The 17,375-nt window shown below is 39.5% G+C and carries 8 protein-coding genes; 1 reads left to right on the forward strand and 7 read right to left on the reverse strand.

Annotated features, from left to right (window positions below; all coding sequences use genetic code 11):
- Positions 1-41 precede the first annotated feature (41 nt).
- Entirely contained in the window at positions 42-365 is a 324-nt protein-coding gene (locus ACKPCA_RS06705) for a hypothetical protein (RefSeq protein ID WP_321282069.1), read from the reverse strand.
- A gap of 320 nt (positions 366-685) precedes the next feature.
- On the opposite strand from ACKPCA_RS06705, the gene ACKPCA_RS06710 reads away from it, so the two are divergent.
- Positions 686-2,482, forward strand: coding sequence for an ABC transporter ATP-binding protein (locus ACKPCA_RS06710; protein ID WP_321282070.1), 1,797 nt, complete (start codon positions 686-688; stop codon positions 2,480-2,482).
- Between the two features lie 192 nt (positions 2,483-2,674).
- Here the strand turns inward: ACKPCA_RS06710 and ACKPCA_RS06715 are convergent, their stop codons facing one another.
- The 6 genes from ACKPCA_RS06715 to ACKPCA_RS06740 form a co-directional block, all read right to left on the reverse strand.
- A complete protein-coding gene (locus tag ACKPCA_RS06715) occupies positions 2,675-3,118 on the reverse strand; it encodes a DUF4625 domain-containing protein (protein ID WP_321282072.1) in 444 nt (147 codons plus the stop codon).
- Positions 3,119-3,453: 335 nt separating this feature from the next.
- Positions 3,454-4,344, reverse strand: coding sequence for a Calx-beta domain-containing protein (locus ACKPCA_RS06720; RefSeq protein ID WP_321282074.1), 891 nt, complete (start codon positions 4,342-4,344; stop codon positions 3,454-3,456).
- 12 nt (positions 4,345-4,356) lie between these two features.
- A complete protein-coding gene (locus tag ACKPCA_RS06725; protein ID WP_321282075.1) occupies positions 4,357-5,751 on the reverse strand; it encodes a RagB/SusD family nutrient uptake outer membrane protein in 1,395 nt (464 codons plus the stop codon).
- Positions 5,752-5,776: 25 nt separating this feature from the next.
- Complete coding sequence (locus ACKPCA_RS06730; protein WP_321282076.1) at positions 5,777-8,782, reverse strand: SusC/RagA family TonB-linked outer membrane protein; 3,006 nt, start codon at positions 8,780-8,782, stop codon at positions 5,777-5,779.
- 838 nt (positions 8,783-9,620) lie between these two features.
- A complete protein-coding gene (locus ACKPCA_RS06735; protein WP_321282078.1) occupies positions 9,621-10,073 on the reverse strand; it encodes a DUF4625 domain-containing protein in 453 nt (150 codons plus the stop codon).
- Between the two features lie 69 nt (positions 10,074-10,142).
- Positions 10,143-16,949, reverse strand: a complete 6,807-nt coding sequence (locus tag ACKPCA_RS06740) for a S8 family serine peptidase (protein ID WP_321282080.1) — start codon at positions 16,947-16,949, stop codon at positions 10,143-10,145.
- Positions 16,950-17,375 lie beyond the last annotated feature (426 nt).

A 17,375-nucleotide genomic window follows, 5' to 3' on the forward strand; every position in this document is an offset into this window, starting at 1 on the left:
AGGCAGAGTACGAGCTATAAGCTCGCACTAGCGGGAGGCTACTATATCATTTGAACAGGCATTGGTGGTGGCGGAGCATCAAAGTTCATTCCATGAAACTCTGTTAGTTTCTCTTTAAAGTACAATTCAAAACTATCATTTGATCCAGCTACCTTGTGCAAAAAATCATCGGCACCGGGGCCCTCATGTAAGGCAACGACAACCTTGCCTCCCGGCGTTTCTGCCAGCCAGGCATTATGTCTGGTCAACCCATACTTTTTATTAAAATCACTAAACTCATTACTTTTCTCATTTGAAAGGGACTTAGCCCAAGCTTTCCAGGCTTCCACTTTCTCATCAAATAATGGAACAACAACTAACCCCATGACTTAAAATATTAATATTAAACAATCTATTTTAGCAATAATAATTTAAGACATATTTGTCCTTTAATCAAGTTTTGTAATTTAATTATTACTAATTCATGTTTTTTATAATCAGGTAAATACTGCTTAAAAATAAATATGTTGATGTTGTTGACTTATGGAATTATCCTAACAATTATCCAAACCCCAGTTAGCCCGAGCTATAAGCTATAACTAGCAGGGGTCTGCCCATATTAATCATACAAATAAGCTTTAGCCCAAACAATATCTCATCTATTTTGTGTATTATTAATACTAAAACCAAATAGTAATACCACACAATGGCAAGATCACACGGCTCCGACACCTCTAGTGTTCCGAAAGGAAAGATTAACCGCAGCGGATTAAGTAGCGCTTTGCGCTTGTACAAATACATCAAACCTTACCGGGGACAATATTTTTTAGGAATGTTTTTCCTTTTGGGATCGAGTTTGGCAAGTCTGGCTTTTCCAAAACTATTGGGTGATTTGGTAAATACTGGAAACAGCACCACTCTGGGACAAAGTCTGAACCAAACCGTTATCCTCATTGCCATTATTCTGGTGGTGCAAGCTACCTTTGCCTACTTTCGCATTGTACTCTTTGTAAATGTTACCGAAAAATCATTAGCTGCCTTGCGCCAGGCCAGCTATCGCCATTTGATTAAGCTGCCCTTACAGTTTTTCGAAAAAAGAAGAGTTGGCGAACTCAACAGCAGAATATCGGCAGATGTAATCCAGTTGCAGGAAACCATGACCAGTACCCTGGCCGATTTTATTCGACAAATTATTGTAATTACCGGCGGTATCATCCTCTTGGCGGTGATCTCCATCAAGCTAACCGCCTTTATGCTGATTACGCTTCCTCCTACCATGATTGCCGCGAGATTCTTTGGGAGATTTATTCGTAAATTCTCCAAGGAAGTACAAACCAAGGTTGCCGATTCGAATACCATTATTGAAGAAACCCTGCAAGGCATACAAAGTGTAAAAGCCTTTACCAATGAGTTTCTCGAGATTGCCCGTTACAAGAAGAAAACTCTGGAAATTGCCGATTTGGGCATGACTCGTGGGAAATATCGTGGTGCTTTCTCCTCATTTATCATTTTGGGATTGTTTGGAGCCATTGCTGCCATGGTTTGGCAGGGATCGAGATTGCTGCAGGCAGGAGAAATGGCTGCAGGAGATCTGTTTTCCTTTGTCATATATTCGGTTTTTGTGGGTGGAACCATCAGCGGATTGGCCAATGTGTATACCAACATCCAGAAATTTATTGGTGCAACCGAGGATCTGTTCAAAATATACGATGAAGTTCCCGAGGAAATTGAGGACATCAAGGAGATCGATGCCAAATACAAAATGAATGGCTCCATACAGCTTAAAAAGCTAAGCTTTGCCTACCCTTCCCGATTGGAACAAAAGGTTTTAAATGATATCGATTTGGAGATTAGAAGCAATCAAATGGTGGCCTTGGTTGGTCATAGTGGTGCTGGGAAAAGTACCTTGGCTTCCTTGTTTTTAATGTTGCACCAACCACCGGGCAATAGTTTGTTTTACGATGAACTCGATTGCCATGCCTATCCCTTATCGGCTTTAAGAAATCAGATTTCGCTGGTTCCACAAGACATATTTTTGTTTGGCGGTAGTATCAGGGAAAACATTGGCTACGGAAAGCCCAATGCCAGCGATCAGGAGATATTCGAAGCTGCACAAAAGGCCAATGCTTTGGAGTTTATCGATCGTTTCCCTGAAAAGTTCGATACCATAGTAGGTGAACGCGGCACGCAGCTTTCGGGTGGTCAGCGCCAAAGGATTGCCATAGCACGCGCCATCTTGAACGACCCCAAGATTTTAATTTTAGATGAAGCCACCTCCTCATTGGATTCAGAATCGGAACTTTTGGTGCAAGAAGCTTTGGAAAAACTTATGCAAGGAAGAACTTCCATTGTGATTGCTCACCGATTATCCACCATTAGAAAGGCCGATGAGATTGTAGTATTGGAACATGGTAGCATTGTGGAAAAGGGAACCCATGAGGAACTGATGAAAATCAGGCATGGGAAATACAAAAAGTTGATTGAATTGCAGTATGCAACTTGATGGATCATCATTTTAAATGGGTTCGCATAAAACTGTCACCATAACATATAAAACAAGACCGAATGCATACACCATCCGGTCTTTTGATGGCTTCCCAACCATCACTCACACTTTACAACTACCTATTTGCTGCATACAAGATTTTCTTGTACATCAACCAAGCATTTACTGTATTCCATTTTATGAATCGTTTTAATTTCTTTCTATGTAGAAACCTACTTTTTTCATGCTCCTATTTCCGGATTCATCCTCTACTTCGAGTTGGAAGTAGTAATCTCCTACCACTGCATTTTCATCAACGCCTATGGCAAACTCCAAACAGGTCTCTTTCTTTCCGGATATAACAGGGATATCATTCCCTTTTGCATCTCGTTTTGCATTTACCATGTGATTGCAGGAAAAATACCGAGCAAAGCAGAGTGAGCTATCCCCACCCTTGGTTATCTTGATTTGGAAATCCTTTAAGACCTGATTGTCTTTTACAAGCGCATTCACAATTACCGTTTCACCTTGCATCACTCTTACCGCATCAACAGGGCTAATTAAATTGATGCTGGGTTTTATTACATCTCTGGAATGATCTGTAGAAAAAAGTGTTGTAAGCATTAGAAGTACTGCGCTAAAAAAATGGTTCATATCGTATTTTCTATAAGAAGAATGTTGTTTGCATTATTTCTGCAATGCTCTCTTCATTTGGGTTAAAAATTTGGCAGGTCGGCTTATAGTTATATTTGCAGACTATGTTAATAATTCAATTTATAGAATAGTGCCAACCTGCCCACAGACATATCATTCATGTTTTCTTAGGAGAATAGAGAAAGGGGACTTAATAGGGGTATATTCCCCTTTTCTCTAGTCTTCCACTAACTAAAATTTGTGTAAAATTTACTCCACTGGCCATTGAGTTATTGAGAAGAGTTCCCCCAATGAACCGGGGGAAAACTCTAGTTGTTGTTATAAAAAAGAATCTGCTATTGCTTGGTGAAAACGGTTTCTCCATAGTATGCAAAAGATCCTGCAGATACGGTTGGAGCCCACATTCCAGTGGTAATGTTTCCATTTTCATCAATTGTACATTCGATGTTATCCTGAGGATGATAAACCACATCATTTCTGCCATCACCATTATTATCAGGAACGATTTCGAAACTCACTGCAAAACAGTCACCATACGTACTATGCACAAACAATAACTGTCCTGGAAGAATACTCATTGTTTGGTTTTCAATATCAACCGACGCAACAATGATCTTGTCGTTGATTCCCCAGAAACCTGTCATGAAAACTTTAGTATCATCATTAGGATCTGCCTGGATCACCATATTATTTCCTGAATTTGCATCATACGATCCATCAGTAAAATAGTCATCCTGAATATAGTTACCCAAGATTAGTGCTAAAGGATGCTCATCATCAGAAATGGTAATCAAACATTGTGTATCCGCTCCATCTGCCAAACCTTGGTTTATGCCAGCTGAATTAGATTTCAATTTAATCACAAACTGCTTGTCGCCATCCTTACTGTCATTGTCGATGGTCTTGATGCGAATCACATCAACAAGCTGAGTAGATGAGAAGCTCAATGTTTTTGATTCGTTCATGATTTGATAATCTACTCCTTCTTCAGCCGGAGCGTCTAATCCTTCAAGAACGATTTCATAGTCCAGAGTTACATTTTTCGGGTTAACTGTTGAAATCCTTACCGGGATTTCCAATTCATCAGTTGCATTCTCGGCTACTGAAGCAGATGCCACATTGAATGCAATGTAAGAATCATCTTCCTGAAAGTATTCAGGATCGGCATCACAGGCTCCAAAACCAATGGAAACCAGTAAGATAAAAAGCCAATATATATTTCTCATTTTATTAATTTTTTAGTATCCAGGGTTTTGAACCATATTGTCATTTGCAAAGATTTCCTCAATTGGAATTGGGAATACAAATCGATAGTCTCCCGCTTCAAGATTTGCGTTTGATGCCAGTAGTGCATCCTCTTCGATACGATGAATCGATTTCTCAAATCTTCTCAAATCATAGAATCGGTGTCCTTCGTAAGCCAACTCTTTTCTTCTTTCCAATAGGATTTCATCCATTGCCAATGTTTGTGAAGCAAAGCTGATATTGGTATAATCAGCAATACGGTTTGCTCTTAGCATATTGATATCATCAGCTGCATTTGCAAGGTCGTTGCCTTCATTTCTTCTTGCTGAAGCTTCGGCACGAATCAAATACAATTCAGAAATACGCAACAGTTTCACATCTACAAGGTTTAATGTTCCACCTACTTTGCCTCTGTGCTTTGCAACAACATCTTTACCATCAACTTGAGTAAAATAAACGTTGAATCTTGCATCCTCAGCAGTATACTTTGACATTAGGTCAACTCCCGGATGGAAAAAGACATCACCATTACCAGAACGAGTGTAGATATCTCCCAATAAACCTTCACCTGGAGTGGTGCGAGCTCTGCGGAACAATACTTCTACATCGTCAGCAGACTCATCTGTCCAAAGACTTGCAATTTCTGAAGCATTCGCCATTCTTACAGCAGAATTATCGATCACATCGCTTGCATAAGCAATGGCATTGGCCCAGTCGTTTTGGTACAAAGCAACTCTTGCCAACAATGCAGTAGCAGCATCTTTGGTTGCGCGAGTACGATCTGTAAAATCAGCAGGAAGAAGGTTTTGAGCATCCTTCAAATCATTAATAATATTGGTATAAACAACCGATGCTTTCTCTCTTGCAGGCTCAGCGGCCACATTAGATTCAAGCATGTAAGGAACTGCCAAAGCATCTGGAGAATAGTTACCAGAGAACAAACGCACCAATTCAAAATGACAGTATGCGCGCATAAATTTAGCTTCTCCAACAATTCTATTTACCAATGCAGCATTTTCGTTGTTTGCAGCAAATTTTTCTGCAGCTGCCAATACTCGGTTTGCACGGTCGATGGTATGAGCCATATCAACCCAAACACTCCCTGTACTTCCTTCGCTAGCTGTGAAAGTCCAGTTGTGCATTTGTACACCCTGACCTGTATTCTCGTCAGATAGTCTTAAATCATCACCTGCACGGGATGAATTCACAATAGCCCCTGAACCACCAAAAGAAGAATAAACTCCTAACATTCCTGGCTCAAGATCTTCTACATTTTCAAAGGCCTTCCCTTCGTCAATTGAGTCGGTTGGTTTCAAATCCAGCAGATCCTCACAGGAACTGGACAGAACCATTACTGCCAATAACAGGCTATAAAATATCTTGTTCATTATATTTATAATTAATCTCTAAAAATTAAAAAGCAACATCAACACCTACAGTAAAGAATCTTGAAGATGGATATTCATACTTTGCAATGTTGTCGCTATCCTCAGGATCAAAACCTGTGTAGCTGGTCCAGGTATACAAGTTTTGTCCTTGCGCATAAATTCTTACATTATCAATTACCTTTTGATTTTGAAGCAAGCTCTTAGGTAAAGTATATGCAATCATCAGATTTCTAAATCTCAAGAATGAGGCATCCTCAATGTCTTTAGAAGAGAATTCTCTCTCGGTTCCCAAACGCTGAATTTCTGTGATATCACCCGGTTTTTGCCAGATGGTATTCATCTCTGTAGAAAGGTTGAACTGCGCAAAGTTTGGATTCTCCTGGAAGAAGCTCTGGTTGTTGAAACGCTTGTACCCATGTGCAAATGAGAAGTTTGCAGAAAGCTCAATTCCTTTGTAAGATAATTTGGTATTGAAACCACCAATGAATGGAGGCTCGCTGGTTCCGAAATCGGTAACTGCATCAGAGCTACGGTAAGTATCAGTTAGCTGTCCATCTTTTGTATAATACATTGGGTTACCTGTTGTTGGATCAACACCAGCCCATTTTACGATGTAATGAGATCCCAATGGCAATCCTACTTTCACAATAGAAGTTCCCTGTTCGAACTCATCAACCTGACCCAACGATAAGATTTCATTGTCATTATAAGAAAGGTTAGCTCCTACACTCCAGGTAAAGTCTTTGGTACGAACTACATCGGCACTGAATAGGAATTCCACACCACGGTTTCTCATTTTACCAGCATTTACGCTTTTTGAGTCGCCAGGAACACCCGCCCAAGAGCTAAGCGTTTGTACAATAAACAGATCAGAAGTGATGTCATTATAGAATTCAACAGAACCCGAAATACGATTATTAAACAAGTTGTAATCGATACCAATGTTGAATTTCTTCCCAATCTCCCATTTGATGTCTGGATCTCCTGCATGTGTCAAGCCCATGGAAGGCTGTCCATTATATGATCCTGCACCATATAGAGTTTGCGACTCATAGCTTCCGATACCTTCCTGGTTACCGGTTGTACCATAACTTGCTCTCAATTTCAGGTTATTCACCCAGCTAAGGTTGCTCATGAATGCTTCCTCAGCAACATTCCAGGTAATACCTAAAGAGTACAATACCGCATATTTGTTGTTCTTACCAAATGCAGAAGAACCATCTCTACGCAAACTTCCGTAGAATGAATATTTTGAATCGTAAGTATAATTCAAAATTGAGAAAACAGAAAATAAGTTTCTCTCCGATTTGTAACCACTTACATTCGGAATAAAATTATTATCAGGAGATCCCGGAGTAACAGCAGCAGGTGTTTCAGGTAATTTCCCGTTTAGTCCATAACCTGTATATCCAAAACCATCATATTTTCTTTTGATTAACTCAGAACCAACCAAAGCACCAATTACATGCTTCTCACCAATTTCAGTTTTGTAATCGGCAGTATTGGTAAAGTTCATTTCACTTCTTCGGGCAAAATTTTCGCTAATAGAACCTTGCTCTCCATTGGAAACTTGCTGACCTGCATATGAATTTGGATCAAGCCAACGCTCATATGTCGTCATTCTATAGTCAATCCCAACCTGAGACTTAATGGTTAAACCTTTAATAAGGTCATACTCTAAATGCATGGCTCCAACACCTTTGGTTTCTGCTTTGTTATTCGATGAATTCAACAAACGATCCAAAGCATTAGAACCTGTGCGACCACCACCAGTTACAATATTTCCTTTTTCATCATATGGATTTTCATAAGGATTTGCCAGGTAAGCTGCAGCAAATGGATTAGCCAAAGCGATTCCACCTTCCGACTCAATCATACTTGAAGTTGTGTAACCCATAGAAGTTGACAATCCGAAACGCAACTTGTCATTAATCTTATGATCCAGGTTCATACGTCCAGCCGTTCTTTCCAAATCGGAGCGAATGGCTTGTCCTTCCTGCTCAAAACGCTGTAAAGCAAAATAGAATCTGGTTTTATCGTTACCGCCAGACATGTTAATCTCGTGACTTTGTGTTTGCCCAGTACGAGTAAATACATCTCTCCAGTCAGTGTTGGTATTTCTTAGGCGATTCAATTCTCCTTCATTGGCAGCCAACTGAGCTTCAGACAAACCAGCATTGGCTGGATTCAAAGGAGACAATCTCCATCCTTCCCCTCTCATGGCCATTTCTTCAAATGCCAACTTCTCGGTTGAATTCATCATGTCGAACTTATCACGAGTTCTGCTGGTCCAACCATTTTGAAAGCGATAGTTAAACTTGGTCTCACCTGCCTTACCACGCTTGGTTGTAATCAATATTACCCCATTTGATGCACGAGAACCATAAATTGATGATGCAGAAGCATCCTTCAAAACAGAAATCGATTCAAAATCGTTCACATTTAAAGATGCAAATACTGAAGGCTCAATAGGCACACCATCCATTACATACAATGGAGAATTATTACCGGTAATAGATGCATTACCACGAATACGCACCTTTGTATCTCCCGATCCTGGCTGACCAGAACCAGAACTAATGTAAACCCCAGTGGTTTTACCCTGCAAAGCCTGATCGAAAGTTGCCATTGGCACTTGCTCCAATTCGGATGACTGTACCGATGTTACAGCACCTTTCAAACCTACCTTACCTTTAGAACCATAAGCTGTTACAACAACTTCGTCCATACCAATGGTTTCTGCTTCCATTTCTACATTTACAAGAGTTCTTGCACCAATGGCAATTTCCTGCATTTTCATCCCTACAAAAGAGAATACCAATACATCCTTGCTGTTTGCCTGAATGGAATAATCACCTTCAATAGTGGTTACCGTACCTACCGTTGTACCTTTTATTACAACAGATACGCCGGGGATTCCAAGTCCATCCTCCTTACTGGTAACCTTACCAGTAATTTGTTTGGCTTGCGCGACTACCATCTGCACTCCCAACACAAAGAAGAGTACCGACAGTCCAATGATTTTTTTCATAGAAAACTTTTTAAATTAGTAATTGAGACAATTAGTTTAGTATTTCTCATTCCTGATATCTTAACCTCTTTTCGCCTGAAAAGAGAAGCTATAGGTTTTTTAAAATTGAAGATCCAATCAAGTAATCCTTACACTTTATTTTGAATTCCACTTCATCAGTTTCATTGCCCGAGACAAGTATTCTCTTGTATCTTTTCCCCTTCTAATCCTCTCCATTTTTTCGAGCTGCACAAGGATAATTCTTCCTTCTTTTATTCTTAAAAAAACAGCCCTATCATAACTCCTACACGAAAGGCTTATGGCCATATCTTTATTACTACTCGATGTTTTTTCAGCATATCAACACCACTACAAGCAGGGCTTTTATATCTGGTTTTATGCCACTTATAATCTGATTAATTCTTATTGTGAGTTTTTTAAAAAGAAGGACAGGAAGTTTCCTTTTGAGGAGATTCTTCCAATACATCATCCCAAAATCAACAAGGTCTTGAGAAATAAAAAGGGATTTTCACTCTGGAAAATCCCTTTCTCTTATTCTTCAATTTTGGAAGCTAAGGTTCAACTTCGAATATGGAGTGCAAATCGTATACAGCTTTAAAATAATTAGGAGAACTGCACTTTTGTTCTCCAATGAGTAATCTGTTAGTAATCCTCAGTTTTATCTATGAAATCCTGATCATTTCTGAATTCAGCTTAGTTGCCATTGAATCAACACCTGCATTTTAGCGTATAAAAACGCTCTAGGCTTAAAATCAGATCGTTTTAAATAAGGAAATTAAGCTCAAAAAAAGGGATCTACTTTTCAGCAGACCCCCCATTTTCGCATATCAATTTCCAATTAAGGACGGGAAATTTCCAATTGTAATGTTTCTTCACTTCCGTTACCAGATTGGTCTTTCACCAATAATGTGAAAGTATAGAAGCCGGCACGAGCATTATCTGCTATGCCAATATCGAAGCTCAATTCTGTAGATTTCATTCCCTTTATTGCAGGTAGTGAATTTCCATAAGCATCCGTATCGGTATAGGAGTTAAAAGAAAACTCCTCTACATTTTTAACAGACTTTGTACCTCCTGCGGAAATGGTAAGTACATATTCTTCTAATCCAATATCATCTGACAGGCTGGCATTAACCTTTAATACGCTTCCTGGCTTAATAATTTCATTCCCCGTAGGACCAATCAAATCAATGGTGGGTTTGGTATTATCCACTTTATCATCATCTCCTCCACCACAGCTCAGTAAACCTATAGTAAAAAGGAGAAGTACTGCATATTTTAATAACTTCATATTTCAATTTTTTAGTTAGTGAAGTATAGAGGGAACACCATTAAAGTGTCCCCCCTAAGAATCACACTACTATTTCTTAATTACTTTTTTAACAATTACATCTTCTGATGTTCTAATATTTAGCAAATAAATACCAGCTGGCAGATTGCTAATATCCAAAGTCTCAGTATACGAGCCTCTTCCCTTGTTCACTGTTGTTTGGAATTGAGATCTACCAATAAGGTTGATAACTGAAATACTTACTTCTCCTTCAATTTCATTGCCCAAAACAATATTTAGAGGACCGTCTGTTGGAACTGGATATACTTTAGTTGTCTGTAATCCATTGATATCTTCAATACCAGTTACTGTGGCAATGGTTACAGTAAAAGTAGTTTCTGCATTTAATCCTTCCGGATCCGAGGCCACAGCAGTAATGGTAATTGTTCCTTCTTTCAAAGGTTTGATGACCATACCATCCTCGGAGGTGAAGATGTTCACCACGGTTTCATCGTCTGCAAAAGCAGTAAAGGTCAATATCTCCCCGTCTGGATCTACAAATACTTCAGTCAGATCAATGTTATCCATTTGCTCATCTTCGTAGTACTCTCGTGGATCAATGGAACTGATTACTTGCGGAGCACGGTTCACATTCAAAGCTTCTACCGTTACCTCATAAGATTTTTCAGCTCCATATTCATCTTTAGTCAGGAAAGTAAAGGTATAATCACCCGCCATGTGATAATCCGGACTGAAGTTCAGTTCCAATTGACCGTTAGCGAAACTGGTAGTCAGAGAATCATATTCCTGGACAGGTACGACAGAAGTAATCACATCCCCTTCAGGATCAGTCACAGGAATTTGAAGGTGTAGTACCTCTCCTTCATTTACCGTTTGTTTTTCGGAAACTTCCATGATAGGCCCCTGATTAATTCGCAGATTAACAGGAATCTTGTTAGTTTTCTGGTAAGGATCATTATGTGACAGATGCAGGTAAGCCTGATAATCTCCAACTTCCAATTTTGAAGCGTCAACATTAACAGTAATGTTTTGCGCCCCATTATTTGCGATTTCTCCAAACGAAGGATCAATACTTAACCATTGATTTGGATTGGCCGACATTGCACGCGTTTTGAAGGCATAGGTATAATAGAATATATCAGAAATAGCATCCCAGCTTTGACCATTATCACTTGATACAAAACACTTGTGTATCACGCTTGGTACATCCCAATCCAAGCCAAGCGCATATTCAATATTCTGTGGATAGGCAATCTTAATAAAGAAGGAACTTCCTTTTTCGAAATAGAATTGTTCATTCAAAGGAACTATCTCCATTGCACCTTCAACAGTACCACCCATGTAATCCTGTGATAATAATACTTGTGCTGTATTGATATCTTCACCTTGAAGAATCTCAATTATGAAAGGTTCAGTCGAGGACTCACGACGCAGGAATTGTTTCACATGTGTCAAATAGAAACCTTCTTCCTGCTGAACTGTAAATTTCACAGCAGCATTAATGTGGTATACTGAAGCTCCCATAAGTGTCAAAGGCTCATCTGATGGTAAATCGTATGCTATCGAATCTGCAAAAACAGTTGGCGTATGAACTGCCGATTTCACAGAAACACCTGTGGACTTCTCTATTGATGGAGCAAAGTCGATTGTACTAAACAGCTGTGGATCTATTTCTTCAACAGTAGTTGCTGCTAAAACTAATGGCTGAGCCACCACGTTTTCCTCTACAACTTCCCATCCATGGTGAGCAAGCCCCAGCGTAACATCAAAGTTCAATTTCTCTTCTTCTCCTGTATTGGATAAGGTAAATTCAAATGATTTCAGCTCATTTTCATTTACAACCCAGTCGATGGTATCCACCCTACCTGTCTCTGGCAATTCGTACCCAAACACAGGAGGCAATACAGCATCCCCATTTAAAGTCACAACATAATCTTCGGCATTTACATTTAGATTTAAATTCGCCGTATGGCCATCTGCATCAAGCGCTTTGTATTTCAATGTAAATTCAACTTTATCAAATGCAGGAACAATTGTTCCTTCAACTAAATCACTTTCGAAATAATCTACATCCCCCTCCAATGCAATAGACGAAACCGGTACCGGCTTGCTACCATCGTTGATAATAGAAAAAGTTTCTGTAGTACTATTCAGTCCATCATTCAGATACATTAGATTTTCAAAATTCACCTCATTTCGCTCAACACTAATAATGGCCTCACCATCTACTGTAAGTGCTACAGCGGTTTCGTCAGAAAGAGTATTAATATCATCGGTCACCACTCTCACCACATCGGAATACTCTCCCACGGCCAGTCCTGCTGCATTGTACTGAAGGTTGAAATCTTTTGATTCACCAGCAGCCAATGTTCCGGATACAGGTGGTAGAAACTCGAAGGCTGTTTCGGCCAACTCAGGAGCAGAATAGTAATCCTTGTAGTAGATACTCTTTCCATAAATTCCTTTAGGTCCTTCAAAGCCTACAGTGAAATACATAGGATAGTCGTCCATCGATCCGTATTGGTATTTAAAATGTCCATCAGGATAAAGGATCAACTGGAAAGTATAATAATAAGGTCCTACTTGGGGACGCACATTGTTCCACTGGAAAATGACCGAATCAGGACTTTGATAAACCAACAGGTCTGAACTTTCAACAAAATACAGTGGTCCCCAAAAAGGCGCAATGATTGCATTGGCATCACTACTTTTAGGTAATGCAGCATTGGAAGATCCAAAAGAAGTAGAGATGTTGGAATCAAAAGATACAAAACCACGAACTCCGAGTACCATTTGGGAATATTTCTTCCCAAAATAGGGGAATTCAAAATACTCTAGATTAAGAGGGATGTGATTAGTTGTATACGAAGGAAATCTACTCTTTACTGAAGTTCCTATTTCGCTAATGTCCACCCATTCACATGGCACTTTCTTATAAGAATAACCGAATCCGTTGTCAAAACCATCCGCTTTCTTCACCTCTCCATTTATATTAATCCAGGTAGGAGCATAAACAGAGTAATTCAATTCCGTTGTTGAACTATTATTGAGAACAGACAGTACTCCTTTTTTACCATTGGATTCATTGTACATCAATTGATCACTGGAGAAGTCACTATTCCAATTAATAGCTGCCTCAGGCGAAGGAGTTGCAGTTCCTGTTAAATGGATCACATATTCCTGCCCATCAATAGTAAATGTTAAATCCTGGGTTGAAGCTCCAACCTCCAAAGGACTGTAAAGAAGCTTGATGGTGATTTCATACCCGGCAGATACCGTGCTGCTCTTGTAGCCATCGAAAGCAAACGGAGCCGAAAGCGTTCCCCAGGTGATGGAGGCAGTCAGGGTTCCTGTGTTCTTAATAACAAATGATGCTGCCACTTTATCGCCACTACCTGCTACTACACTTCCAAAGTTTACGGCTTCGGCAGGAAGTTCGATAACAGACTTCCCTGTAACATAACCTCTTACAGGGATTCCAATGGTCTTTTTCCCGTAATTCGCGCTAAGCGTATAGGATTTTTGATAATTACTACCCATAACCCCTTCCATATCAATATCGAAAGTAATATCAACACTTTCTCCTGGATTCAGTAATCCCGTAGAAGGTGTCAGATTTTTGGTAAAGCTGGTATATTTACCCTCGGTAAAAGATTTAAAATCGTATGACGTAGGATAGTTTCCTGTATTTGTAAGAACGAAACTGGCAGTTGTTTGTGCTCCACTTTCCAGTGTCCCAAAATCAATCTCAGAAACATTGGCTTCTAAAACAGGTCCCTGAATATATTTGGCCAGGACTGGAATCTCAACAGCTGAAATATTACTGTTAATGGTTAACGATTCCAGAATCTCTGCTTCAACCGTCTGTTTCTTCGACTGAATTTTTACGACGGCACTATAGCCAGGTTTCAGATCCTCTATTGAAGTTGGAGTAACTGTAAAGTAGTCTGCATTTAATCCCTCAAAAGAAATTCCGGTAAGGTTTGCTTTTCCTTTGTTCTTAAGCACCAATTCTATTTCACCTGTTGTATCAAAAAATTGAACACCAAAGTCAATTTCTTCCTGATCTAGTGCAATTGTAGGCTGATGACCGGTAACATTTACCTTAACAGGTTTTACCAAAATGCCCTTTTGAGGATCATCATGTCTCAACATTAGATCAACAACATAGTTCCCATTGTTGAAGACGTTCCCATCAACGGTTACATCAACTTTCACTTTTTCGTTTGGCGCAATATCTCCTTTATTTGGGGTAATACTAGCCACTTTAAAGTTTCGTTGACTTTCGTAAGCACGTATCTTTAATATGGATTTCTCGGTATATCCTAAATCGGTATAATAATGTTGATCAGATTTTCTAACAAAACTTTTCCCTTTCGCATAGTAAGCTGATCCTTCGACAAAATCAACACCCAAAGGATAAAAAATTCCATCAGGAGCATTCACTGCAACCCAGAAGATTTCGCCTGCTTTTACACTCACATCTCTTGATAAGGTGGTATAGAACCAACCACCATCTCTTCTGTCTCTTATATATTTACCTGTTGAACCTTGTGGTTGTCCATCGGGGCCATCTTCCCCCCCTACATAAATGGCAAAACCAAACTGTGGTTCTGTGTACATTTCGGTGGCAATGTAAGCTCCAATATGGGTAAGTACCATATCTTTTTCGGCAACAAACTTATTTAGGTACACCATCCCCTGACCTGGACTACGAGTCAAAAACATTCCGTTACGACTATCCGCTGTCTGCTTGGTTTCGTGGTATACCGAATCTACAAATGTGTAGGGTTCATAAGTCACATCCAAACTTGGGCTTCCAAATTGAGTAATGGATGTACTTTGAGTAGTAGCCTGAACCTCAGCTCCTTTTTCAAAACCTCGAACATCCCACCAAAATCTGGAAACTCCTTCTCCTGTATTTTCAAAAGAGAAAGAAGTAAATCCATTAGGATTTTCCTTTACATTAATATCCACTGTTAAGGTATCTGGATCGTTACCATCCAAAGCAATTGTGGGTGCTTTCCAGGTAGTCGCCACCAACAGTTTGGAAACTGCAGAAAGATTACCATCCTTGTCTTTTGCCTTAATTCCAACGGTATAGGTTGTTGCTGCTTTCAGACTGGTGATAAAATAGCCTTCATTTACACCATCCGCTTTGGAACGATAGGACAACGTTTGAGCTGCAGATTCAAATCCTACGGTATCATTAGCAAAGTCTCCTTCGGCTACCATAATGTTATAGTCTACGATGCGAATGCCAAATTTATTAACAACAGGCTTCCAACCTATATCAAATGTATTCTCATCAATACTGTAGAAACCCCAATCAGCTATAGCAGGCACCTCTCCAGCATTGTCAAGCAAGGCAGCATAGGCATCTATACGGCCAGCTCCCAAATAACCAATCATCGTAGGGTTAAGTTTATCGATATTTTTGGCGGTATTGTACATGCGTTGCTTTATTTCCTCAGCAGTAATATTGTATGCATATTTTGAAGCAATAAGAGCAGCTACTCCGGAAACATGAGGACATGCCATAGATGTACCAGTCCAATGCGGTCCCCCATAACTATTTCCTGGTAAGGTAGAATGAATGGCTGTTCCTGGAGCCGAAATATCAACATATTCATTGAAATAAGAGGAGACGTGTTTTCGGTCATTGTGATCGGTATTTGCCACACATACCACTTCGTCAATATAAGATGGGAATGAATACGCCGGCACACCGTAGGCCATACTCGAATTAAAGTTCCCTGCCGCAAAAATTGGAAGTCCTCCCTGTACGGTAGAAGTAAATTCTCCGGTAACGGGATCTTTTCCTGCATTTGCCACATAGTATCGAATACAATCAACCATCAATTGAGAGGGCATTCCCCCTCCCCAGGAATTATTTGCAATTACAGCTCCATTATCGGCAGCATAAATAAAGGCTTCCTCAAATCCGCCAGAATATGAACCGTAGGCTGGGTGATAACCAAAAACTTGGCACGACATTACGCGAACACCATCACCATTACCGGAACCACCAGCAACACCTGCAACACCTTTCCCATTGTTACTAACGGCTGCAATCGTACCAGCAACATGTGTACCGTGTTCATCAGAGGTAATCGTTGGCATGTTGTCAGCAAAATTCCAACCATGGTAATCATCAACATAACCGTTGTGATCATCGTCATAGTGGTTATCAGGAATTTCATCTTCATTGATCCAGATATTGGCTTTTAGATCTTCATGATTGATATCAATACCACCATCAATTACGGCCACAACCACATCGGGATTTCCGGTTTCCAGTTCCCAGGCTTTTCTCAGGTTGATGTCAGCTCCTGTAGTTCCCCCAGTTTGCCCAAGGTTTTCGTAATGCCATTGATTATGATACAGAGGATCATTGGCTTTCTCCTCCATGATACGAGTCGAACCAACTTCGCTCTTCACTGCATTTTGTTTAAAGATAACTTTCGGTTCAGCCATTTCAACCACATCCAGTTGGCCATACTCCTCCATTAGTTCCTTATTGGAAATGGTACTGTCCACTTCAATTTCATACCAAAGGTGCAAGCCATACTCTTGGTGTCGTTTTTCAAATTTTGCTGCTGATCTGAATACTCTCTTCAGTGACCTGGCTTGATACTGAACATTTAAAAGATCAAAACCAGCAACTCCTGTCTTTGTTGGATTAAATTCCCCTACACTATAGCGCGCAGGATTCGTTGTTGATTCGATTTGTAAAGCAGCCTCAGGACTTACTTTTACTCTAATTACTCCTTTTACAAAATGATCTGTAGTCTCCTGAGCAATCACTAAACTTGAAAGAAAGTTAAGTGATATAAAAAAGAAGATCATTCTGATTAATGGTATTTTTCTTTTCATAAATTTTCATTTAGGTTAATTTGTAATTAATAATGATAGGTAGCATTTGTAATTGGACTTCGATTGTAAACTTTCATAGATATGATGTGTTATTAAGAATTGTATTTTAAAGATTTGATCTTTGACCAAACTTTTTTTTACTTTTCTAAAATGTTCGGAACAATTCTAAATAATTAATCAAACAGTCCTTAAGCTCCTCCCCCTAATCCTTCCACTACAAGTAATTTAAGAACCTTAGAAATACCACTCCGATTTCACAATGCATTCATTTGGTGCACATTGCAAACCGCATTATATTAGACTATTTTTTTGCAGTTTTCAATACAGATCGGTTATATCCAAATAGAAATGAAGAAATACTAATGATTACATCAATCTTATGATCGTAATGTTATAATTAAATTCAAATCAAGAGTTAAATGGAAA

Source organism: Marinifilum fragile, from assembly GCF_963677365.1.
In the GTDB taxonomy this organism is placed as follows: Bacteria; Bacteroidota; Bacteroidia; order Bacteroidales; family Marinifilaceae; genus Marinifilum; species Marinifilum fragile.